Annotated in this window: 23 protein-coding genes, 2 tRNA genes and 3 rRNA genes; 23 read left to right on the forward strand and 5 right to left on the reverse strand. The window is 52.8% G+C overall.

What is annotated here, in order from left to right; all coding sequences use genetic code 11:
* From EVJ33_RS09920 to EVJ33_RS09950, 7 genes are all read left to right on the forward strand, one after another.
* Window positions 1-121: ribosomal RNA gene (locus tag EVJ33_RS09920) — 23S ribosomal RNA — on the forward strand; the annotation flags it as partial.
* A 100-nt stretch (window positions 122-221) separates the two neighbouring features.
* A 5S ribosomal RNA gene (rrf, locus tag EVJ33_RS09925) occupies window positions 222-337 on the forward strand.
* 90 nt (window positions 338-427) lie between these two features.
* Window positions 428-543, forward strand: a 5S ribosomal RNA gene (gene rrf / locus EVJ33_RS09930).
* Window positions 544-652: 109 nt separating this feature from the next.
* On the forward strand, window positions 653-1,525 hold the full coding sequence (locus tag EVJ33_RS09935) for a GNAT family N-acetyltransferase (RefSeq protein ID WP_131436715.1): 873 nt from the start codon (window positions 653-655) through the stop codon (window positions 1,523-1,525).
* The gene (locus EVJ33_RS09940) at window positions 1,518-2,456 is read left to right on the forward strand and encodes a coiled-coil domain-containing protein (RefSeq protein WP_131436717.1); all 939 of its coding nucleotides are present in this window, start codon (window positions 1,518-1,520) and stop codon (window positions 2,454-2,456) included. The genes EVJ33_RS09935 and EVJ33_RS09940 overlap by 8 nt, the downstream gene beginning before the upstream one ends.
* A gap of 161 nt (window positions 2,457-2,617) precedes the next feature.
* The gene (locus tag EVJ33_RS09945; RefSeq protein ID WP_131436719.1) at window positions 2,618-3,247 is read left to right on the forward strand and encodes a uridine kinase family protein; all 630 of its coding nucleotides are present in this window, start codon (window positions 2,618-2,620) and stop codon (window positions 3,245-3,247) included.
* Window positions 3,244-3,435 carry a hypothetical protein gene (locus EVJ33_RS09950; RefSeq protein ID WP_131436721.1) on the forward strand — a complete coding sequence of 64 codons (192 nt, stop codon included), beginning with the start codon at window positions 3,244-3,246 and terminating at the stop codon, window positions 3,433-3,435. The genes EVJ33_RS09945 and EVJ33_RS09950 overlap by 4 nt, the downstream gene beginning before the upstream one ends.
* Window positions 3,436-3,450: 15 nt before the next feature.
* Here the strand turns inward: EVJ33_RS09950 and EVJ33_RS09955 are convergent, their stop codons facing one another.
* Window positions 3,451-4,233: a sporulation protein gene (locus tag EVJ33_RS09955; protein ID WP_131436723.1), complete on the reverse strand. Its 783-nt coding sequence runs from the start codon at window positions 4,231-4,233 to the stop codon at window positions 3,451-3,453.
* 139 nt (window positions 4,234-4,372) lie between these two features.
* On the opposite strand from EVJ33_RS09955, the gene EVJ33_RS09960 reads away from it, so the two are divergent.
* The 7 genes from EVJ33_RS09960 (at window position 4,373) to EVJ33_RS09990 (ending at window position 7,813) form a co-directional block, all read left to right on the forward strand.
* A tRNA-Met gene (locus tag EVJ33_RS09960) sits at window positions 4,373-4,449 on the forward strand.
* Between the two features lie 25 nt (window positions 4,450-4,474).
* Window positions 4,475-4,551, forward strand: a tRNA-Met gene (locus tag EVJ33_RS09965).
* Window positions 4,552-4,656: 105 nt separating this feature from the next.
* Window positions 4,657-5,106 (forward strand): tRNA (adenosine(37)-N6)-threonylcarbamoyltransferase complex ATPase subunit type 1 TsaE, encoded by a 450-nt coding sequence (tsaE, locus tag EVJ33_RS09970; protein WP_131436725.1) that lies wholly within the window; start codon window positions 4,657-4,659, stop codon window positions 5,104-5,106.
* A complete protein-coding gene (gene tsaB / locus EVJ33_RS09975; protein ID WP_131436726.1) occupies window positions 5,103-5,759 on the forward strand; it encodes a tRNA (adenosine(37)-N6)-threonylcarbamoyltransferase complex dimerization subunit type 1 TsaB in 657 nt (218 codons plus the stop codon). The genes tsaE and tsaB overlap by 4 nt, the downstream gene beginning before the upstream one ends.
* A complete protein-coding gene (rimI, locus tag EVJ33_RS09980) occupies window positions 5,752-6,237 on the forward strand; it encodes a ribosomal protein S18-alanine N-acetyltransferase (protein WP_131436728.1) in 486 nt (161 codons plus the stop codon). Before tsaB ends, rimI begins: the two co-directional genes overlap by 8 nt.
* The gene (gene tsaD, locus EVJ33_RS09985) at window positions 6,209-7,231 is read left to right on the forward strand and encodes a tRNA (adenosine(37)-N6)-threonylcarbamoyltransferase complex transferase subunit TsaD (protein WP_131436730.1); all 1,023 of its coding nucleotides are present in this window, start codon (window positions 6,209-6,211) and stop codon (window positions 7,229-7,231) included. The genes rimI and tsaD overlap by 29 nt, the downstream gene beginning before the upstream one ends.
* Window positions 7,232-7,246: 15 nt before the next feature.
* Complete coding sequence (locus EVJ33_RS09990) at window positions 7,247-7,813, forward strand: hypothetical protein (protein ID WP_131436732.1); 567 nt, start codon at window positions 7,247-7,249, stop codon at window positions 7,811-7,813.
* Window positions 7,814-7,863: 50 nt separating this feature from the next.
* Here the strand turns inward: EVJ33_RS09990 and EVJ33_RS09995 are convergent, their stop codons facing one another.
* Together EVJ33_RS09995 and EVJ33_RS10000 are read right to left on the reverse strand one after the other, a co-directional pair.
* On the reverse strand, window positions 7,864-8,271 hold the full coding sequence (locus EVJ33_RS09995; protein WP_131436734.1) for a hypothetical protein: 408 nt from the start codon (window positions 8,269-8,271) through the stop codon (window positions 7,864-7,866).
* On the reverse strand, window positions 8,268-10,169 hold the full coding sequence (locus EVJ33_RS10000) for an ABC-F family ATP-binding cassette domain-containing protein (protein ID WP_131436736.1): 1,902 nt from the start codon (window positions 10,167-10,169) through the stop codon (window positions 8,268-8,270). Before EVJ33_RS10000 ends, EVJ33_RS09995 begins: the two co-directional genes overlap by 4 nt.
* Window positions 10,170-10,318: 149 nt before the next feature.
* Here EVJ33_RS10000 and EVJ33_RS10005 point away from each other — a divergent pair, with 149 nt between their 5' ends.
* The 6 genes from EVJ33_RS10005 to EVJ33_RS10030 all read left to right on the forward strand — a co-directional run bounded on the left by EVJ33_RS10005 (window position 10,319) and on the right by EVJ33_RS10030 (window position 16,712).
* On the forward strand, window positions 10,319-10,975 hold the full coding sequence (locus tag EVJ33_RS10005; RefSeq protein ID WP_029596207.1) for a redox-sensing transcriptional repressor Rex: 657 nt from the start codon (window positions 10,319-10,321) through the stop codon (window positions 10,973-10,975).
* Entirely contained in the window at window positions 10,975-11,193 is a 219-nt protein-coding gene (locus tag EVJ33_RS10010) for a twin-arginine translocase TatA/TatE family subunit (protein WP_131436738.1), read from the forward strand. The genes EVJ33_RS10005 and EVJ33_RS10010 overlap by 1 nt, the downstream gene beginning before the upstream one ends.
* 3 nt (window positions 11,194-11,196) lie before the next feature.
* Window positions 11,197-11,985, forward strand: a complete 789-nt coding sequence (gene tatC / locus EVJ33_RS10015) for a twin-arginine translocase subunit TatC (RefSeq protein WP_131436740.1) — start codon at window positions 11,197-11,199, stop codon at window positions 11,983-11,985.
* A gap of 142 nt (window positions 11,986-12,127) precedes the next feature.
* On the forward strand, window positions 12,128-14,773 hold the full coding sequence (locus tag EVJ33_RS10020) for a hypothetical protein (protein ID WP_131436742.1): 2,646 nt from the start codon (window positions 12,128-12,130) through the stop codon (window positions 14,771-14,773).
* 106 nt (window positions 14,774-14,879) lie between these two features.
* Window positions 14,880-15,173, forward strand: coding sequence for a hypothetical protein (locus EVJ33_RS10025; RefSeq protein WP_131436744.1), 294 nt, complete (start codon window positions 14,880-14,882; stop codon window positions 15,171-15,173).
* 192 nt (window positions 15,174-15,365) lie between these two features.
* Window positions 15,366-16,712, forward strand: coding sequence for an FAD-dependent oxidoreductase (locus EVJ33_RS10030; protein WP_131436747.1), 1,347 nt, complete (start codon window positions 15,366-15,368; stop codon window positions 16,710-16,712).
* A gap of 31 nt (window positions 16,713-16,743) precedes the next feature.
* Here the strand turns inward: EVJ33_RS10030 and EVJ33_RS10035 are convergent, their stop codons facing one another.
* A complete protein-coding gene (locus EVJ33_RS10035) occupies window positions 16,744-16,926 on the reverse strand; it encodes a PspC domain-containing protein (RefSeq protein WP_131436749.1) in 183 nt (60 codons plus the stop codon).
* A gap of 84 nt (window positions 16,927-17,010) precedes the next feature.
* Window positions 17,011-17,946, reverse strand: a complete 936-nt coding sequence (locus tag EVJ33_RS10040) for an ABC transporter substrate-binding protein (RefSeq protein ID WP_131436751.1) — start codon at window positions 17,944-17,946, stop codon at window positions 17,011-17,013.
* 126 nt (window positions 17,947-18,072) lie between these two features.
* Between EVJ33_RS10040 and EVJ33_RS10045 the strand changes: the two genes are divergently transcribed.
* From EVJ33_RS10045 to EVJ33_RS10055, 3 genes are read left to right on the forward strand one after another with little or no spacing between them, the layout of a single operon-like run.
* Window positions 18,073-19,053, forward strand: a complete 981-nt coding sequence (locus EVJ33_RS10045) for a FecCD family ABC transporter permease (protein ID WP_131436974.1) — start codon at window positions 18,073-18,075, stop codon at window positions 19,051-19,053.
* Window positions 19,050-20,096 (forward strand): FecCD family ABC transporter permease, encoded by a 1,047-nt coding sequence (locus EVJ33_RS10050; protein WP_131436753.1) that lies wholly within the window; start codon window positions 19,050-19,052, stop codon window positions 20,094-20,096. Before EVJ33_RS10045 ends, EVJ33_RS10050 begins: the two co-directional genes overlap by 4 nt.
* The gene (locus EVJ33_RS10055) at window positions 20,093-20,905 is read left to right on the forward strand and encodes an ABC transporter ATP-binding protein (RefSeq protein WP_131436754.1); all 813 of its coding nucleotides are present in this window, start codon (window positions 20,093-20,095) and stop codon (window positions 20,903-20,905) included. The genes EVJ33_RS10050 and EVJ33_RS10055 overlap by 4 nt, the downstream gene beginning before the upstream one ends.
* Window position 20,906 lies beyond the last annotated feature (1 nt).

Consider the following 20,906-nt stretch of genomic DNA (forward strand, 5'->3'; position numbering starts at 1 on the left):
TGAGATTTCCCTTTGAGCAATCAAGAAAGACCCCTCAGAGACGATGAGGTAGATAGGTCATGGGTGGAAGCACGGCGACGTGTGGAGCTGAATGATACTAATCGGTCGAGGCTTTGATCTAGTCTAATGGTTTGTATGAATTGATGAGTCTTCAGTTTTGAGAGAACAATCTCTTAAAAAGAGTTGACATTATGTTAAAATAATGTTAAATCTCATACATGTCTGGTGGCGATAGCGAAGCGGCCACACCCGTTCCCATGCCGAACACGGAAGTTAAGCGCTTCAGCGCCGAAAGTAGTTGGGGGTCTCCCCCTGTGAGGATAGGACGTTGCCAGGCCAACGCGAAGGACGATCAAGCATCTGCTTGGTCGTTCTTTTTTCATAAAAGTGTTGACGAATCACATATATAATGTTAATATAATAATTGTCTAGTGGCGATAGCGAAGTGGTCACACCCGTTCCCATGCCGAACACGGAAGTTAAGTACTTCAGCGCCGAAAGTAGTTGGGGGTCTCCCCCTGTGAGGATAGGACGTTGCTAGGCCAACGCGAAGGACGATCAAGCATCTGCTTGGTCGTCCTTTTTTGTCGTTCTCCTTGAAACTTTTCATGCATTCTTCTCGTATGAAGAGACAGAAGAGGGGGAGTCAAGTATGCAAATCCGTGAAGCGACCGTCTCAGACCACAAAGTGTTCACTGAGGTTTCACGAGCGAGCTTTAAACAAGAGGCAGATCGTCTCCGGCTACCATATCGTGACCTCAATATTGAGCCACCCGGCTATGATAATGAATCGATGAATCGTTATTTGATTGAGCAGCTGACCTGTTATGTAATCGAACTTGATGGACAGGTAATCGGTGGAACCGTCGTGACATTGACCGGACAGGAGTATGGTCGAATCGATCGTATGTTTATCCATCCCGAGCAGCAAGGACGAGGAATAGGGAAACGCGCGCTACAATTGATCGAGGGACTTCATCCGACTGTACGAATCTGGGAGTTGGAGACGTCAGCAGCCCAACCTAACAATGTCGCATTTTATCGCGCTGCCGGTTACCAATCTGTCTTCGAGTCGGACGTGGAAGTCTGTTTCATCAAACGAGTAAAGCGACCCATCGATGAAGCAATCACATTTCGATATGAAGAGCGCTCCATCAAAGGTGCCCAAGCGTATGGGGTGGATGCGAGCCAACTTGCCATCACGAATAGTAACATCTCGGAACTACGGGCCAGCAATTGTAATTTCACGAGGAGTCAGTTCCGAAATATCAATTTCCGAGAATCTGAGTTCGATGACTTAAATCTATCCGGCTCCCAGTATCGGTTCGTTACCATGTTCGAGTCGGGACGGCCGACGACGTTCTTCCACACAAACCTGACGAGCACGATTATGAAGAACTGTCGGCTCGATGGTATGCAAATCGAAGACTCATCGATTGACGGCTTGACGATTGATGGGGTACACATCAAAGACCTGTTAGAACATTATCGAAAAGAAACTGGAGGAATGAAACGTTATGAGTGATCTCTACCAAACCCAACACGACTTACAACAACAGATGGCAGAACGGGACCGACTCGCCCGAAAATTAAAAACACTCGACAAGCAAATTGCCGAACACGAAGCTGTACGAAAGCAACTTCTCAATTCGTTTACGAAGGAACAGCGCGATGTCTATGACTTAGATTCATTCTCGCTCGTCAACGCATGGCGTAAGCTAAGGGGAACATTCAACGAACAAAAAACGATTGAATTAGAAGAGGCGGCCCGGGCCGAATTGAAGTTACGCGAACATGAGGCGATGGTAGATGAGTTGGCGCTTGAGCGTCGTGACTTATATGAAACGTTTGAGACGTATCATGGAATCGACGCAAAATGGGAGACTTTCCTAAAAGAGAAGGAAACGCATTTGAAGCAAGATTCTACTGTTCGGGAAGAATTATATCGACTCACGGATCAACAGGTAAAAATGAATGAGGTGCTTGTTGAATATAAAGAAGCCATCGGTGCTGGAAATTCAGCACGGACGGCCATCTCAAGAACACTGAAACATCTCGACAGTGCGAAAGGTTGGTCGACATATGATACGTTCTTTGGAGGAGGATTGATTGCGACAGCGATGAAACATGATGCCATCGATGCTTCAGAGCGGAAGATGCATGAACTTCAAGCCGCACTCGAGCGCTTCTCGCGGGAGTTGGCTGATGTGAAAGGCGTCGTCAGCGGCTTACACATCGAACGTGGGTCACTCATTCAGTTCGCAGACTATTTCCTCGACGACATTTTCTCGGAATGGACGATGCACGGACGAATCAATGATTCACTTGATAAAGTGAACGGGCTCGATCTTGAAATTGCTAAACTGATTGAGAAAATGGAGAGAGAAGTTGAACGCTTGGAGCGACAACTCGAAGCGACCGAAACGAAACGCCAACAGCTCATCCTCACGCGATGAGCTGTTGGTCATTCTGATTATTTTCGGGACGATGACGCCAGAGCCGACGTGAACAAGAGGATTGGTTGTGGTGGGTCAAGCTGTGGATGACAATATGGACAAGTAGACATCGGATGAGTACACTTCCTTTCAATATGAAGTGTACCAAAAGGGGGATTCAAATGAATGAGTTGATCGATTATATCGTCGACGAAGTCGGGCAAGAAAGACATACAATTATCGGGATTTCAGGACACGGGGGTGCCGGGAAGTCGACGCTCGCAGACGCTTTACGTGTACGCCTCGGGGACGTGAACTATATCAATACCGACCCATACATCACGGATTCGACGTTACGGAAGAGTGCGATGCTCAACTATACGGTCGACGGAACACCACATCACTATAAAATGACGGCCTGTCATCCGGCGGCGCATCACTTGCTGTCACTCGAGCGTGATGTCCGGATGGTACGGGAAGGCATCGGCTTTTATACGATTGACGTCCCGTATCTTGAACGGACATGGATCAATCCAGCAAAACAAATCACGATTATCGAAGGGATGAGCGTCGCGTTCCTCGAACCCCACTATTTCAATGTATCGGTCTATTTGTATACGAATAGCGATACCGAGTTCGAACGCCGTTCCGTCAGAGACGTCCAAGAGCGAGGGATGGACCTGGCGTATTTGAAAGCCTCGCACGACGAGCGTCGGCTTCAGTACGAACTGTTCATGCATCCGCATCGTGAGAAGTTCCAGGTGGTCGTGAACACGAGTGGAGATGAATGGGTAAAGGATGTGACGTTGTGAAAAAACCAATCGTATGGGTGATCGGTAGTTCCATTCTGGTGTTTGTGTTCATGGCCACTCAATTGTTATTTCCGATTACGTTTCAAGAATTTATCGCCATTCTCATCGCATCTGTTGTTTTGGGCATTGTTCCCGGTGTAATTGCCTCGATGTTGCATCAATTTATAACCACGAAACAAGACAAATGAGATACGTAGCCCCGCTCATGATGAGCGGTGACTACGTAACGTTTCTTGAATCCCGAGTCCGAGTCGATCTTGTTCGCGCTCGAGTTGGTCCCACGTGAGTGAGCGATGGCGCAACGTGACGTCGTTGGCGATCGACTCGAGTGTGCGTTGCTTCTCGATGTTGTCGAGCCAGTAATAGACGTCGACCCCGTCCTCGTCGATTCGCCAAAACGATTTGACGATTTCAAATTCGTCGGCCCAGTCACCGACCGGTTTAAATCCATACTTCTCGACGAACGGGTACGGGCGTTCTTCTCCAAGTGGATCGATGACGTTGCGGACGAACATGAGCTCGAGGCCGGCGTGTTCGGTCGCCTCTAACAGACGTTTCAAAACGGGGAGCGGTTCAACTTCAACATTTTCGACGACATCGAACCAAACCCGTTTGCCGTCCGTGTCCCAGACGGTCGCTTCCACACTATATGGGGCGCCCGCTGTCGACGGAGCGTACATCGTCAAATCAAACGTGAACGGGATATGCTCTTCAGCACCAGGTTCGAGCACGGCCGATAAAGGGATCGGGACTTCTTGAAGGTCGGCCTCGCGGTTGAACTCGTTACCCTCGAGCGTGATGTCTTTAAAGGTCGTCAAAAAGTTAAGCGTCAACTCCTGCAGCCGCACGACATGTGAAGTGGTGTTCGACACGCGTAACGTTCCATGGACGGTCTCGTTCGGTAGAAACGGTACGGTGTGAAAATAGACGGATGCATCCAGTTCGGAAAAGAACCATTTTTTAAAGCGATTACCCCATTTCGACATGACGGTCGCGCTCCTTTTCTCTAGTAAAATACACTCTCTTAATTGTTCCCGAATCCAATTCTCAAAAAACATTTAGAAAAAGGTTGCATTTTATAACTGCTTCACTTATTATAGAGGATGTCGAAACAATTCAAACCATCGCGGGGTGGAGCAGTCTGGTAGCTCGTCGGGCTCATAACCCGAAGGTCGTCGGTTCAAATCCGGCCCCCGCAACCAATTTTTATTTAATTTCATATGTCGTCGCGGGGTGGAGCAGTCTGGTAGCTCGTCGGGCTCATAACCCGAAGGTCGTTGGTTCAAATCCAGCCCCCGCAACCAATTTTTTAAATGAGATAGCGAAACGATGACGTTTCGTGTTTTTTTTTGCGTAAAATTGAGTGTACAATGAGTACGTATCGCTAGAACTACTAAAGGAGAAACATCATGTATACATTGATTACCCATTCTGCGGCCGAGACGCAGGCGGTGGCAGAAAAAATCGCCACGCTCGTCCAAGCCGGGACGGTCATAACGTTGAACGGTGACCTCGGTGCCGGTAAGACGACGTTCACCCAAGGCTTTGGCAAAGGTCTCGGTGTCACGCGTAATGTCAATAGCCCGACGTTCACGATCATGAAACAGTATCAAGGGCGCTTGCCGCTTTATCATATGGACGTCTATCGTCTCGAAGACACGGGGGACGATATCGGACTCGAAGAATATATTAACGGGGATGGCGTCGCTATCGTCGAATGGTCGAACTTGATCGAGTCATCGTTGCCGACTGAACGCCTCGCCATCACGATCGAGCGAATCGGGGACGAGGAACGTCAACTGACGTTCGCGCCCGTCGGTGACATGTACGATGCGCTCGTGAAAGAGGTGCTCGCATGAAGCAACTCATGATTGATACGGCGACGACACGTCTGTCTGTCGCTTTGAGCGAACACGGACAGATTCAAGCCGAAGCGACGGTCATGGTGTCTAAAAACCATGCCGTCACGCTCATGCCGATGATCGAACAATTGATGAGCGCTGTCAAATGGACACCGAACGAGCTTGAACGCATCGTCGTGACGACAGGGCCTGGGTCTTATACGGGCATTCGTATCGGTGTGACGACGGCGAAGACGCTCGCCTACACGCTTCAAATCCCGCTCGTCGGGGTCTCGGCGCTCCGTCTCATGGCGGCGGCCCCGAACACGGAACTCCCGGTCGTATCGCTCATCGACGCCCGCCGAGGGAACGCTTATATCGGATACTATCAACAAAACGAGGCCGTTACACCCGACCGTCACGCCTCGGTAACTGCTTGGCTCGAAGCCAATATCACAGGACCGTTCGTCGTCGTCGGCGACGTCGAGCCGTTCCGTGACGTCTTGGCCGCGTATGAGTATACAGAAGCGCCGGCCGCGCATAGTTACGGCCGGGCGAGCGATCTCGTCGCCTTAGGTGAAGTCACGAATGATGTCCATGCGTTTGAGCCCGAGTATCTTCGTCTCGCTGAGGCGGAAGCGAAATGGCTCGAGGGACAGAACAATGGCTGACATTCAAATCCGTCGCATGAACTGGCTCGACGTCGATGAAGTGACCAAAGTCGAGGAAGCCTCGTTCGCCATTCCTTGGACGAAAGAGGCGTTCATGAACGAGATGCTCCGCAATGACCAAGCGATTTACTTCGTCGCTGTACATGAACGACGCGTCGTCGGTTTCATCGGCGTCTGGCAAATCGTAGACGAGGGGCATATCACGAACATCGCCGTCTTACCGGAATATCGCGGACAAGGCATCGGCAATCTGCTCCTGACGCAACTCGTCGAATTTGCCCGTTCAAAGTCACTCGCGGCGCTCACACTCGAAGTGCGTGTCTCAAACATCGGTGCCCAAAAGCTGTATGAACAGTTTGGTTTTGAAAATGCGGGACGCCGAAAACGCTATTATCAAGACAATAATGAAGACGCCTATATCTACTGGGCGAAGTTAGGAAGTGAAACAGATGGACACATCGCTCATCCTCGCGATTGAGTCGAGCTGTGATGAGACGTCGGTCGCGCTCGTGCGTGACGGTAAGACGCTCTTATCGAACGTCGTCTCGTCGCAGATTGAAAGCCACAAACGGTTCGGTGGGGTCGTGCCCGAGGTCGCCTCGCGCCACCACGTCGAACGGATCACGTACGTCATCGATGACGCTCTTAGCGAAGCCGGTGTGACGATGCAAGACGTCGATGCCGTCGCGGTCACGCAAGGGCCGGGTCTCGTCGGGGCACTTCTCGTCGGCATCAGTGCGGCCAAGGCGCTCGCGTTCGCCCACAGTAAACCACTCATCGGCGTGCATCACATCGCCGGACACATCTATGCGAACGAACTCGTCGAAAAGATGGAGTTCCCACTCGTCTGTCTCGTCGTCTCAGGCGGACATACGGAGCTCGTCTATATGCCCGAGCACGGTGTGTTCGAAGTCATCGGTGAGACACGTGACGATGCGGCCGGAGAAGCATATGACAAAGTCGCACGGACGCTCAGCCTTCCTTACCCAGGTGGACCTGCCATCGACCGTCTCGCGGCCGACGGGGAAGACACGTATAAATTCCCACGGGTTCGACTCGAGGCAGGAAGTTTCGACTTCAGCTTCAGCGGGCTCAAGTCGTCGGTCATCAACGCCGTCCATAACGCTGAACAGCGCGGGGAGACGGTCATCCCTGAAAACTTAGCGGCCAGCTTCCAAGCGAGTGTCGTCGAAGTGCTCGTCGAGAAAGCGATTCGTGCCGTGAAAGAAAAAGGCGCGAAGCAGCTACTCGTTGCGGGTGGTGTCGCGGCCAACCGTGGACTCCGTGCCGCGCTTCAAGAAGCGACGGACCGCGAAGGCATCCGCCTCGTCATCCCACCACTCGATCTATGCGGAGATAACGCCGGTATGATTGGTGTCGCGGCGCATCATGCGTATGTGCGCGGAAAGCGCGATACACTAGCGATGAATGCGGTTCCTGGGTTATCCTTAGAAGAGAGCATGACAGTCTAGGGGGAAAATATACAGATGATGAAACGCATAATCATTGGAGGTCTCATCGTACTGCTCGTCGTCGCGACGTTTTTGCAAGTACGGGAGATCATCCGCGCTTATAATATCGCTTATCAAGAAGAAATCGTGCCGCAAGAGACACGCGTTCGCTCACTGACCGATGCAGACTCGCTCGAAGGCATCGGTCGAGTCACGGGTGAGAACACGCTCGTCGAGACGTTGTACGGCTATAAGAGCCTAGACGATCAAGATATCGAGAGTGTCATCGTCGTCGACCGTAACCTCGGCGTTCAGCCGAAAGCGAGCGACGCGTATTACGAGATCGCACCGGGCCGGGAAGCGACCGAAGAAGAAGCAGCCAAGTTCGAGGACATCGTCAACGAGTTTGACAAAGAGCAACTGTTCGCCCAAGTCATCTCGACGCATGAGGCGAAGTATGTGACGAACGACGAAGAGACGCTCACGTTCTACAAAGTGTTCGTCCGCGACGTCGATACAAACGAGTACGTGTTCTTCATCACGGAAGACGGCCTCAAGCTCGACTTCCACACGCGTGGTTTCCAACCGCTGCGTTACTTCTAAACGTAAAACAGGGAAGCTAATCTCCATAATGGAGAGCGGCTTCCCTGTTTTTATATGTCCGGATGATGTTTGTTCTGTTTGTACCACATATTCACCCAGCTCACGATAAAGACGACCAAGGCGAGCACCCACATGAGGAGCGTCGACTGATAGAAGTGTCCCCATACCGAGCCTGGGGTGTAAAAGCTGTGAACGGTCACATCGACCGGCCAGACGACAAGGCGGATAAACAGCGTGCTCATGAGCAGACCGCTCAACAAACTGATGACAATCCCGCTCCACGTCTGGATGATGAAGCCGATGACGACCGGTAAGAAATAAAACAGGAGCGACGGGACGACGGTCGGTTCGCCCCGAATCAGTTCGGATACGTACTCCGTCCCCGTCGGCACGATATAGGCGAGACCGGTCAGGAAGGCGTGCATCCATTCGATTCGCATCGCACGGAATCGCATCATGAATGGAGCTCCTCCCATTCTGCGTACAGCGCCGTGATTGACTCTTTCGTCGCGTCGGACTCGGTCGACAGTTCTTGCGCCCGGGCGAAGTCGTTGAAGACGTCCGGTTCACACAACAGCTGCTCGATCTCCTCGAGACGAGCCTCGTGCCGCTCGATCGTCAGTTCGATTTCCTCGATCCGCTGTTTCATCCGGCGCTCCTCGCGCTGCTGCTCTTTGTCGGCCCGCTGTTTTTTGACGACGACTTGTTTCGTTTCCTCGCGGGCGAGCCGGGCCAGGTCTTCGAGCTCTTCCTTTTTCTCGACGTAATACGAGTAGTCGCCGAGGTACTCATCGATGCCGCTCGGCGTGATCTCTAAGACGCGCGTCGCGAGCCGGTCGATGAAGTACCGGTCGTGCGACACGAACAGGATCGTACCTGGATAGTCGACGAGGGCGTTCTCGAGAATCATCTTCGAGTCGAGATCCAAGTGGTTCGTCGGCTCATCCAAGATGAGCAAGTTCGGTTGCTCGAGTTTCAGTTTGGCGAGCGTCAAACGGGCTCGTTCGCCACCCGACAGTTCATAGACTCGTTTCATGACGTCGTCACCGCTGAACAGGAACTGTCCAAGCAGGTTACGCACTTCTTGTTCGCGCATGAGCGGCCAGTCGTTCCAAATTTCGTCGATGACGCGGTTTTTATCCGACAAGTTCTGTTGCTCCTGGTCGTAGTAGCCGATCTCGACGCCGGCACCGTAGCGGATGTCGCCGGTAAGGGCCGGCTGTTGTTTCGTCAATACTTTCAAGAGCGTCGACTTGCCGACCCCGTTCGGGCCGACGAGGGCGACTGATTCGCCGCGCTGTAGCTGGAAGCGAAGATGTTGGGCAATCGGCTCCTCATAGCCGATGGCGAGGTCACTGCCGCTCAACACGTCGTTCCCGCTTTGGCGTTTGATCGAGAAGGAGAGGACGGCACTGCGCTCGTCACCGTCCGGCGCTTCCATCCGGTCGACTTTCTCGAGACGCTTGCGGACACTCTGCGCCCGTTTCGTCGTCGTCGCCCGGGCGATGTTGCGTTGGATGAAGTCCTGCATCTTGGCGATTTCTTCTTGTTGCGACTCGAACTGCTTCTTCTCTTGTTCGTAGATGGCGGCTTTCTGTTCGAGGTACTTCGTATAGTTCCCGACGAAGCGGCGGCTTCGATGGCGTGACAGCTCATAGACGACCGAGACGACGCGGTCGAGGAAGTAGCGGTCGTGGGAGACGATAAGAACGGCGCCTTTATAGCCGCTCAAATACTTCTCGAGCCAACCGAGCGTCTCGATGTCCAAATGGTTCGTCGGCTCATCTAAGATGAGCAGGTCAGGACTTTGGAGCAGCATCTTCGCGAGTGCGAGACGTGTCCGTTGTCCGCCGGAGAGCGTATCGATGCGGCGTTCGAAGTCGTCCGGATAGAAACGCATCCCGTGAAGGACGGAGCGGATCGTCGCCTCATATTGATAACCACCGCGGTCTTTAAACGTATGCTGTTCTTCATCGTAAGACGACAGGAGGCGCTCATAAGCGGCCGGGTCGTTCAAGATGCGCTCCGAACCCATGTCTTGTTCCATGCGGCGCAGCGTTTTTTCTTGTTCGATCAAATCAGTGAAGACGGTCAGCATCTCATTCCACATCGTCTCATTCGACTCTAACCCTGAGTCTTGGGCGAGATAGCCGATGGTGACATCTTTTGGCTTCATGATATCGCCTGAGTCGTAATTGTATTCCCCGGCGATGACTTTGAGCAGTGTCGACTTACCGGCGCCGTTGCGGCCGACGAGGGCGACGCGTTCGCCTTCTTGAATTTCTAGTTTGACGTTCTCTAAAATCGGCTCGACGCCGAATGATTTCGATAAGTTATTGACTTGCAGTAGGATCAAATGAAAAAACCCCTTTCTCTCTATTTAGTATACTTTATTTCTTCCCCATTTCAGGTATATTCATTGAGTGGTCATGTGAATTCGTTTACAATCAAGGTGTATGACATTAGATTCGTTTGAAACGCGTCGTAAAAAGGAGGCTCTTTCCGTTGAGTCAAAACGAACCAAAGATTCCGCAAGCGACAGCCAAACGGTTGCCACTATACTATCGGTTTATCCAAAGCCTACATTCGTCAGGAAAACAGCGTGTCTCTTCTGCTGAACTGAGCGAGGCGGTCAAGGTCGATTCGGCCACGATCCGTCGCGATTTCTCGTACTTCGGTGCGCTCGGTAAAAAGGGATATGGCTATAACGTACAGTATCTGTTAGACTTTTTCCGTAAGACACTGAATCAGGACGAGATTACGAACGTCGCCTTGGTCGGGGTTGGTCATCTCGGGACAGCTTTCGTCAACTATAACTTCCTTAAAAACAATAACACACATATCGTCGTCGGGTTCGACGCAGACGAGACAAAAGTCGGCACGACGATGTCCGGTGTCCCGATTCATCACGTCGATGAGATGGAACAGATCATGAAGCAAAACAAGATTGACGTCGCCATTTTGACGGTGCCGTCTGCCTATGCACAGCCTGTCGCGGATGACTTGGTCCGCTTCGGCATCAAAGGCATCTTGAACTTCACGCCGGCCAGGCTTACTGTGCCGGATACGGTCCGCGTCCATCATATCGACTTGTCGATCGAACTCCAGTCGCTCATTTACTTTATGCAACACTATCCATCTGCTGAGGGGGTCCATCAATAATGGAATTACTATCATCGTTGCTCGTCGTCGGTATTCCTGGGGGAGCAAGTATCTTCATTATCGCCATCGTCGCGCTCATCATCTTCGGGCCGAAGAAATTGCCTGAATTCGGACGCGCCGCCGGACAGACGCTCCGTGAGTTCAAAAATGCCACGAGTGGTATGATGAACGAACATGACGAGAAAGACAAGAAAGAAATTGAGAAGAAAGAGCAGTAAACGATGAGCCATCAACCTGATCAAGAACGGGCACTGTCCGACCACTTGACAGAGCTGCGGAGACGACTGATGCTGTCGGCATTTGTCGTCTTTGCCTTCTTTTTGATCGCTTTGCCGAGTGTCAAATACGTGCTCGCTTATCTGCAGGCGGACCTCGTCGAACGAGGACTCGAGTTGAACGCCTTTGGGGTCGCGGACCCGCTCATGATTTATTTGAACTTGGCGCTCGTCATCGGTCTCGTCGCGGCTGGTCCGTTTCTACTGTATCAACTGTGGGCGTTTGTCGCACCTGGTCTGCATCCGAACGAGCGGAAAGCGACGCTTGCTTACATTCCAATCATTTCGGTTTTATTCCTCTTCGGTTTGGCGTTCGCCTATTATTGGTTGTTCCCGCTCGTCCTCGATATCTCGACGGACCTCGGGCAAGACCTCGGTCTGACACAAATCATCGGGGCGTCGAACTACTTCACATTCTTGTTGCAACTGACCATCCCATTCGGACTGTTATTCCAGTTACCGGTCGTGACGATGTTTTTGACGCGCATCGGTGTCGTGACGCCGTATTTCCTCTCGAAAATCCGGAAGTACGCCTACTTCGCCTTGTTCGTCGTCGCAGCGTTTATCACGCCGCCGGATTTGACGTCGCACCTCATGGTGTCACTGCCGCTCTTCTTCTTGTACGAGATCAGCTTGTCGATCTCACGCGTGACGTACCGGGGTGTGCTTCGACGTGAGAAAGAGGCGCAAGTGAAAGAACAGATGGATTTGATGAAACAGATGAATGAGAAGTGAACACTACGTCGTGCGACGTGGTGTTTTTTTGTGATTTTAGGGCTATTCAATTTTAAGAAAACGACTTAAAATTAGGAGGGTTAAATCAAAAAATGGATTATTTTTGAAAGTTATGCATTCATAAACAGAAATGAGGAGAGTAATGAAGAAATGGTTATGGAGCATGCTCGTGGTGCTCGTCATGATGGTAGCACCGGGAGTCGAAGTCCGAGCAGAGGATTATGCCAAACCGGAAAGTATTCCGTCAGGAGAAGTCGTAGGAGATAGTGGGTATGTGTGGCGTTCGGGAGATCCGGAGACGCTTGTTCACATCAAGACCGGTGAGGAATATACGTTACCGATTCGCGTGTCTGTTCTTCATAACATTCACGCAATCGGAGACGGTCGATTCATTTTGGAGGGCTGGCAAGAATGGATGGTCTGGAATCCTCACACCGGTTCAAAGACGGTCTTTCCAATTGACGCAGGGAGCGGACTTCATGCGGTCGTAGATATTAATTTGGCAGCAGACACGGTATTGTGGACCGATGACAAGAAGTATGTCACGACATCGCTTTCGGGCAAAATTCTCGGGTCGATTCAGGCGGAAAGTATGTATGAAGCGTATGGACTGCTTGATGATGGAAATGTTCTCGCATTCGTGGACGGTCAAGTGACGAAGCGGACGGTGACGGGTGAGACAATTGAAACACTCGGATCGTATACGGGTCAGGTGAGGGGCGCATCCTCAATCAAGGGATCAAATCAGTGGATTGTAGCAAAAGTAGGGGAATCGGATACACTTTTCATCTTTGATCTCGTAACGAAACAATGGATCGAGAAAGAAGCCCCAAGCGTAAGAAACCTCATATGGAATGACGGCGTCTACTATTTCACGATTCGGAAAATGTACACGACGTTCTATGTTAGTTATAACGTCGCCACAAATGAGTGGCGAGAGGCACCGATTGATGATGTCTTCGTCCAAAAACGTGGATCATGGTACGTCTTTTCTGAGAACCGGTCAGCAGGCTACACGCCCGAGTCATTTTGGAAGGCACCGTGGCAACTGCAGGTCAGTGTGCCGAAAACGACGACTCGCTATGAGGTAGGTCGTCCGTATGACGTCAACGGAACGGCCACGCTCGTCGATGGTACGGCCTTACCGATTCCAGCGACTGAGTTGACGGCACGTTTAGCCTATCAAGACGACCCGTTCGTTTGGGAGCAAGGGAAACTGACGCTACAGACGAATGAATCGTATGACATGATTTTTAAATGGAGCGATTTTGAGCGACGGTTAGATTTATGGGCATCGAAATATGTGCCGCTCACGCTCGACCCGCCAACCGGTGTCTTAGGCCCGATCAGCGGGAAGACGGCTCCGAACACGCCTGTTTTTGTCAGTGTGACGAAAAACTTGTATCAATCGAACTCATCGGATTCGTTGTTGAACTATCAATCGGCGACGGTCCAATCGGATGAATCGGGACGCTATGCGTGGCAACCGGCACGTTGGTTCACACCTGGATCGCGTGTGACTGTGAAAATCGGTAGTGGGTCAGGTGTTTACGCCGATCCGATTGAACTTCAAACGGTCAAAGAGATTGAGGACACATCATCGAACGGCATCTCGGTTCTGACGAAAACGGTCACTTCAGGTGTCACGTTGAAAACGACTCCGAACGCCACGGTGGATGTGTTGATTCGCAGTGGGAAATACTACGAGATTTCGAACGAGCAAGCGGATGAAGACGGACTCATTTCGATTAAAGAGTTTAGTACGATACCTATAGACATTGGAACCAAAGTCTACTTCAAATTAAAAGAGGCACCCACTTCTGCGTTCCGACTCACAACCGTGGACACAAGAGTGGAACCGCCTGTGTTTTCGTGGACTCGGACACCGTTAATGTATGACAAATCCATCAACATCACATCGAGTACCAATCAGGCCTATCGCATCTATCGAAATGGTACGCATGTGGCGACAACACGCGTCATGCCGTACACATTCGATACCCCATTGAAGGAAGGAGATGTCATCCTCGTCACACGTTCGAGCGGGGATGCGACGTACGAACTTACGAAGACGGTCCAAGCGTTCACTCCGACGCTCAGTGTAACGGACACGTTGATGACAAAGACACAAGCGACACTCTCAATCAAAAAGACGAGCACGGCGACAGTGCGCTTCTATGTAAATGACAAACTTGTCTCGGTTAAACGCCTATCGACGACACGTTACACGGTTCCGGCCAAACCGGGGGATCGGGTTCGCGTCAAAGCATCGGTCGGATCGAAATCACGTGAGGTCTCATTGAACTTGCCGAAGACGTCGTTGTCGACCCTCTCGATTAACGATGAGAAATCGTTATGGGTCGGATACGTGATTCCGAATAGCACGGTCACATTGAAAAAAGGCTCAACAGTGCTCGCTACAGCGAAAGCGAGTAGCACCGGACGTGTGACGCTCCGCTTCACCCGTCAACCGGTCAATACGACGCTCTCGTTGACGAGCCAAAGCGGACCGTTTCGACACATGCAGACGGTGAAAGTGACGACCGGACCGACACCGACGCTCGTGACGACGATTCCATCGAGCACATCGAAGACAGTGAAGGCGACATCAAACGTCGCGTACGGTACCTTGACGCTCACGCGAGGGTCGACGGTCCTCGCGAAGAAGACGGTGACAGCCACGTCGACAACGCTCAGTTTCACCTCACAAAAGAAAGGAACGAAATTGACACTCCGTCTCGTGACGCCAAAAGGCCGAAGCGTGACGAAGACAATTTACGTTCGTTGACAAAGAAGTCATTCGCGATGATGCGGATGGCTTTTTTTAGAGATGGGGAACGAGGGAGAGCCGTGATACGATGGAGCCAATCGAACATAGGTCAGGGGGAGAAGCGATGACTTGGGAGTACTATGGGGATGAACTCCTCATCATCGGTGTGTTGACGACAATTTTGTTGATTGTGGTGCTGAACTTTCTAAAGTCACGATTTAGGCGCAGATTCGTCTTCTCGTTGACGTTGCTCGTCGTGGGATACGTATCTTGTATCATCGGACTCGTCTTCGTCCGTGGTTGGGACGCGCTGGGTTGGATCATGATTGGCTTCAGTTTGTATGTAATTGGTCTCGTCACGTATCTCGGTGTCATCATCTATCACTGGATCAAAGCGCGACGTACGACAAAATCATGAGTAAGCCGTTCCGGTTGCGGAGCGGTTTTTTTGTCGTCACAACGGACGTTCAAACTTCTGACATAATTACGTGAAAAACTGAGCAAAGGGATTGTCAAATCGTCTTGTGAAATAGTACACTAAGTTCAGAAAGTGAATGTGACATTTATCACAATCATAAACTTGCCAACCACTCAAAGGAGAGACTACCATATGAAAATCGCAGTCATCGGATGTACACACGCAGGAACAGCAGCCGTCAAAGGATTACTCGACAAACACGACAATCTCGACATCACCGTGTACGAGCGTAACGACAACGTCAGCTTCCTCTCGTGTGGAATCGCCCTCCACGTCGGCGGTGTCGTCAAACGCGCGGAAGAATTGTTTTACTCGTCACCGACCGAGCTCGAAGAACTCGGCGCGACGATGCGCATGAAACACGACGTGTTGAACATCGATACAGAAGCGAAGACGGTCCATGCCAAAAACCTTGAGACGGGGGAAGACGTGCATGACACGTTCGACCGCTTGATTGTCACGACGGGGTCATGGCCGATTGTCCCGACGCTCCCTGGCATCGAGATGACTGGGATTGAGCTCTGCAAAAACTATGGCCATGCCCAACGCATCATCGAGCGAGCGAAAGACGCGACGAACATCGCCGTCATCGGCGCCGGCTATATCGGTGTCGAACTCGTCGAGGCGTTCGAAGTGTACGGCAAACACGTCACGTTCATCGATAGTGCCGACCGCATCTTGAACAAGTACCTCGACAAGTCGTTCACGGATCAACTCGAAGCGGACATGACGTCACGCGGCATCGACCTCGAGCTCGGCCAGACGGTCGAAGCGTTCCGTGGGACAGACGGTAACGTTACGCACGTCGTGACCGACAAAGGTGAGTTTGAAGCTGACCTCGTCATCCTTTGTGTCGGATTCCGCCCAAACACGGGACTCCTCGAAGGGAAAGTCGACATGCTCGGCAACGGCGCCATCATCGTCGACGAATATATGCGCACGAGCAACCCGGACGTCTTCGCCGCTGGTGACAGCTGTGCCGTCTATTACAACCCGGCGCGCACACACGCCTACATTCCGCTTGCGACGAACGCGGTCCGCATGGGAACGCTCGTCGCCGAGAACCTCGTCACACCGCGTGTCCGTTATCAAGGCACGCAAGGGACGTCAGGCCTCCGTCTCTATGATTGGAACATTGCTTCGTCAGGTCTCACAGAAGAAGCAGCCGGCTTGTTCGGTCTCGACGTCGAGAGTGTCGTGATTGAAGACGCGTACCGTCCGGAGTTCATGCCGACAGCGGAACCGGTCCAGTTCAAACTCGTCTATGAAGTCGGCACGCATCGCGTCGTCGGTGGACAAGTTCTCTCGAAAGCGGATATGACGCAAGCGGTCAACACGTTGTCGCTCGCGATCCAAAACGAAATGACGGTCGAAGAACTTGCCTACGTCGACTTCTTCTTCCAACCGCACTACAACAAGCCATGGCACTTCATCAACAGTGGTGCGCTCGCGGCGATGAAAGACAAAGTCAACGCATAAAAAAACTCGGGAGCCGCGGCTTCCGAGTTTTTTATAAATAGCGCGGGGCTTCCTTCATCGAATTGGCGAGAATGATATAGATGAGGACGTTTCCCGGTACGATCAAAAAGAGCAGGCGGACACCGAGTGGGGACAAGTCGAAGTATTCAGCGATGCCGCCACAGACGCCCGAGAGTGAGCGGTTCGTGGCAGATTTACGAAGCGGACGTTGCATAAGTAGGGCTCCTCTCTCAACTGTGATATGAAAATTTTACCATATGACAATAGCAAAAAGCGCGCCGATTTGGCGCGCTTTCGCTTATTTCAAGATGGTGACGAGTTCGTCGAGCACTTCGTTGGCTGACAAGACACCGCCTGATGTGTTCCACGTGTCATCGCTCACTTCGGTCACTTCACCGGCCTTGACAGCGTCGAGGTCTTTCCAAAGTTGGTTCGACTGCCACTCTTCGGCTGTCTTCGATCCATCTGCTCCGCCGTATGTGAAGTAGACGATATGGTCGCCATCCATTTCCGGGATGCGCTCCATCGTGATCTCTTCAGCGAACTCGGTGCGGTCTTGTGACGCCGGGCGTTTGATGCCGACGTCGCCCAAGATGACACCTGAGAAGCTGTCCGTGAAGTAGATGCGTGACGCGCCAGGAAGGAAGCGTACGACCGAAAGCTCTTTGTTCACAGCGTCGTCGAGCTCGGTTTTCGTATCTTCGACGTGTTGCTCGTAGTCAGCCAAGACGTCTTTTCCTTTGTCCTCAAGGTTGAGGGCGTTCGCGTAGAGCGCGAAGTTCTCCTGCCAATCACCTTTGAGCGTCTCCGACATGACCGTCGGTGCGATGGCGTTCAATTTGTCATAGATGTTCTCTTGGCGAAGTTTCGTCCCGATGATGAGGTCTGGCTCGAGTTTCGCGATCGCTTCGAGGTTGACCTCGCTCTCCGTCCCGACTTCAGTGACATCGGTCATCTCTGACTCGATGTGTGGGTACCACGGGTCACCGTTCCATGATTTGACGGCGCCGACTTGTTTGACGCCGAGGGCGATGAGCGCCTCGGTCCCTTCGTTCGTCAAGACGACGACACGTTTCGGTTCGACTGGCACTTCAGCCGTACCCATGGCGTGCTCGACCGTGCGCGTTTCTTGATCTGCTGACTCGTTCGAGTTGCTCGTCTCGTCTGACCCGCCGCAAGCAGCAAGGACGACCGTGAGGCAGAGCGTGAGTAGGGCTAACGCAAACTTTTTCATATGTATAAAGTCTCCTCTGATTTGTAAGATTTCCTCCCTGACTATAAGTGATAATGATTCTCACTGTCAACCCCTTTTTCTGGCAGCGAGATTTTGCTATGGTAGGAGAGGAAAGAAGTGAGTAAAATGATAAAACCTTGGATCAAACTAATCGCCTTGATCATCGCGTTACCTATCTTGAGTTATATCAGTCTCCGTGTCGGCGTCATCCCGGTCGGCCATACTGACGTCCTTGCACTTGGAAGCGACGCGTCATCGCAAGCGATGATTGCGCTCAACGACAATCGCATTCCGCGCACCATCGTCGCGCTTCTCGTCGGTAGCGTTCTCGGACTCGCCGGATTGCTGTTCCAACTTGTGACCCGCAACCCGCTCGCGTCACCGGACATCCTGGCGGTCAACGCGGGGGCGAGTCTCGCCATCGTCCTCGTGACGTTGTTCGGCTTCAGCAGCATCGCCTCGTTCACATCGGCGGCGCTCGTCGGAGCCTTCATCGCCGGGGTCATCGTCTATCTACTCAGTGCGAACGGGGGCAACGTCATGTATATGACGCTCGCCGGGGCATCGCTCGCGGCGCTGTTCAGCTCGTTCACGCAGTCAATTATCGCCTACGAGGAAGGGGCGCTCGATGAGGTCCTGTTCTGGTTGACGGGCTCGGTCGCGGGCCGCTCGCTAGCACTCGTCACGACGTTGTTGCCGTGGATGATTGTCGCGAGCCTGTGCGTCCTCCTCATCAGTAAAGAACTCGAGACGTTGTCGCTCGGTGACCAGGTCGCCCGATCGCTCGGCCAAAACGTCGGTGTCATCAAGTTTGTCGCCGTCACGCTCGCTGTTGTCTTGTCGGCGTTCGGGGTCGCGCTCGCAGGTCCCATCGCCTTCGTCGGCCTGCTAGCCCCGCACCTCGCGCGCTATATGTTCGGCACGGCGTTCTTCGCTCGGCTCGCCGGGAGTGCGCTCCTTGGGAGTGTGCTGCTGTTATCGGCCGACATCTTCGGACGACTCGTCCTGTTCCCACGGGAAGTGACGGTCGGTGTCGTGCTCGCCGTCATCGGGGGCGCGTTCTTCATCTATCTCGTCAGCGCCAGACAAGGAGTCTTTAAATCATGAAATCATACAGTTTTCGAAAAGGCCCGTTCTCATTCACGCTCCGGAAACGGGAGATCGTGCTCGCGGTCGCGCTCCTTACCGGCCTGTTCATCGCCTTCTATTTGGGACTCGCCGTCGGGGACACGTTCTTGACCCCGTGGTCGCTCGGTGCGCTTTTCCTCGGTTCGGGTGACGCGTTCGCAGAGCTGGTCGTGTTCGAGTTCAGGATGCCACGCGTCCTCATGGCCATCACGGCCGGTGCATGTCTCGCGGTCAGCGGGCACTTATTACAACTCACGATTAAGAACGAACTCGCCTCGCCGGAGATTTTTGGAATCGTCGGCGGGGCCGGGGTGGCGACGGCGACGTTCTTCACCGTCTTCACCGATGAGCGGACGAATCAACTGTCCGTTCCGCTCGCCTACATCCCGTTCGCCTCGTTCGCCGGGGCGCTCACGGTCGGTGCGTTCTTATTTTATCTATTGAAACGGGGTGTCCCACCGGTCCGGCTCGCGTTGATTGGGATCGGAATCAGCATCTTCTCGCAAGGCATCGTTCAGTTCATGATGCTCGCCTCGAACGTGTATCGGAAGAATGACATACAACAATGGCTCACCGGTACCGTCTACGCGGCGACTTGGAATCAATTGAAGATCATGGTGCCGCTCGCGATTCTATTCTTGCTCGCCGCCTTCTTGATTGAACGGCACGTCCGTCCCCTCCACATTAGCGAGGCGGTCGCGACGAGCATCGGTGTGCCGGTCCGAGGCACACAGCGGGGCACGCTCTTGTTGTCGTGCCTTCTCGCCGGGATTGGGGTCGCCTTCGTCGGAGCGATCGGCTTCGTCGGATTGATGGCCCCGCACATCGCGCGCCAAGGCTTGAAGCTGCCGTACATTTGGGCGACGCTCCTCGTCGGGGCGACGATTGTCGTCTTGGCGGACGTGCTCGCTCGGACAATCTTTTACCCGTATGAGCTTCGAACTGGCGTCATGACGGCCGTCATCGGCGCGCCGTACTTCTTCTATTTACTTCGCCGGATGATGAAAGGAAGCATGAGATGAATACATTTGATTTACAACAAGTCGCCATCGGCTATGAGCAGAAGGTCGTGCTCGACGGGTTGACGTTCTCGATCCCTCACGGCAAAATCACCGTGCTGTTAGGGGCGAACGGATGCGGCAAGTCGACGTTGTTATCGACGCTCGCTCGTCAACGGGACGTGCTCGGTGGGACGATTGCGTTCCGCGACAAGCCGCTCGATGCGTATCGGGCGAAGGAAGCGGCCCGGCTCATGGCGTTCATGCCGCAAGTGAACGTCGCGCCGGACGGATTGACCGTCGAACAACTCGTCCGGTTCGGCCGTTATCCGTATCAGACGTTCTTCAAGCGCTACTCGAAAGATGATGAACGGGCCGTCGAACGGGCGCTCGCCTTCACGGACACTGTCTCGCTCCGGGACACGCTCGTTTCGAACTTATCGGGCGGGCAGAAGCAACGCGTCTGGATTGCGCTCGCATTGGCCCAGGAGTCGGAAACGATTCTACTCGATGAGCCGACGACGTATCTCGATATGTCGCACCAAATCGAGATTCTCGACTTGATGTACCGCTTGAACCGGTTAGAGGGTAAGACGATCATCATGGTGCTCCACGACTTGCATCTCGCTTGTCGCTACGCCGACCATATCATCGCGCTCGCTGGAGGCAACGTCTATCGGCAAGGTAGTCCGAACGATGTCGTCGACGAGGATTTCATGCAGGACGTGTTCGGCTTGAAAGTCGTCGTGACGGAAGACCCGCTCTACGGCACGCCGCTCTGCATCCCGTATTCGCATTACGAACTAAATGAGAAGCGGCCACCCACGACCTAGT

It is taken from the genome of Exiguobacterium sp. SL-10, assembly GCF_004337025.1.
Taxonomy (GTDB): Bacteria; Bacillota; Bacilli; order Exiguobacteriales; family Exiguobacteriaceae; genus Exiguobacterium.

Excerpts from the sequence above, each read along its gene's own strand:
- EVJ33_RS10035 (WP_131436749.1), bottom strand. The coding sequence starts at position 16,926 with ATGCAACGTCCGCTTCGTAAATCTGCCACGAACCGCTCACTCTCGGGC.
- tsaE (WP_131436725.1), top strand. The coding sequence starts at position 4,657 with ATGTATACATTGATTACCCATTCTGCGGCCGAGACGCAGGCGGTGGCA.
- EVJ33_RS09945 (WP_131436719.1), top strand. The coding sequence starts at position 2,618 with ATGAATGAGTTGATCGATTATATCGTCGACGAAGTCGGGCAAGAAAGA.
- EVJ33_RS10055 (WP_131436754.1), top strand. The coding sequence starts at position 20,093 with ATGAATACATTTGATTTACAACAAGTCGCCATCGGCTATGAGCAGAAG.
- EVJ33_RS10020 (WP_131436742.1), top strand. The coding sequence starts at position 12,128 with ATGAAGAAATGGTTATGGAGCATGCTCGTGGTGCTCGTCATGATGGTA.
- EVJ33_RS09995 (WP_131436734.1), bottom strand. The coding sequence starts at position 8,271 with ATGATGCGATTCCGTGCGATGCGAATCGAATGGATGCACGCCTTCCTG.
- EVJ33_RS10030 (WP_131436747.1), top strand. The coding sequence starts at position 15,366 with ATGAAAATCGCAGTCATCGGATGTACACACGCAGGAACAGCAGCCGTC.
- rimI (WP_131436728.1), top strand. The coding sequence starts at position 5,752 with ATGGCTGACATTCAAATCCGTCGCATGAACTGGCTCGACGTCGATGAA.
- EVJ33_RS09940 (WP_131436717.1), top strand. The coding sequence starts at position 1,518 with ATGAGTGATCTCTACCAAACCCAACACGACTTACAACAACAGATGGCA.
- EVJ33_RS09935 (WP_131436715.1), top strand. The coding sequence starts at position 653 with ATGCAAATCCGTGAAGCGACCGTCTCAGACCACAAAGTGTTCACTGAG.
- tsaD (WP_131436730.1), top strand. The coding sequence starts at position 6,209 with ATGGACACATCGCTCATCCTCGCGATTGAGTCGAGCTGTGATGAGACG.
- tatC (WP_131436740.1), top strand. The coding sequence starts at position 11,197 with ATGAGCCATCAACCTGATCAAGAACGGGCACTGTCCGACCACTTGACA.
- EVJ33_RS10025 (WP_131436744.1), top strand. The coding sequence starts at position 14,880 with ATGACTTGGGAGTACTATGGGGATGAACTCCTCATCATCGGTGTGTTG.
- EVJ33_RS09955 (WP_131436723.1), bottom strand. The coding sequence starts at position 4,233 with ATGTCGAAATGGGGTAATCGCTTTAAAAAATGGTTCTTTTCCGAACTG.
- EVJ33_RS10045 (WP_131436974.1), top strand. The coding sequence starts at position 18,073 with ATGATAAAACCTTGGATCAAACTAATCGCCTTGATCATCGCGTTACCT.
- EVJ33_RS10040 (WP_131436751.1), bottom strand. The coding sequence starts at position 17,946 with ATGAAAAAGTTTGCGTTAGCCCTACTCACGCTCTGCCTCACGGTCGTC.
- tsaB (WP_131436726.1), top strand. The coding sequence starts at position 5,103 with ATGAAGCAACTCATGATTGATACGGCGACGACACGTCTGTCTGTCGCT.
- EVJ33_RS09990 (WP_131436732.1), top strand. The coding sequence starts at position 7,247 with ATGATGAAACGCATAATCATTGGAGGTCTCATCGTACTGCTCGTCGTC.
- EVJ33_RS10010 (WP_131436738.1), top strand. The coding sequence starts at position 10,975 with ATGGAATTACTATCATCGTTGCTCGTCGTCGGTATTCCTGGGGGAGCA.
- EVJ33_RS10050 (WP_131436753.1), top strand. The coding sequence starts at position 19,050 with ATGAAATCATACAGTTTTCGAAAAGGCCCGTTCTCATTCACGCTCCGG.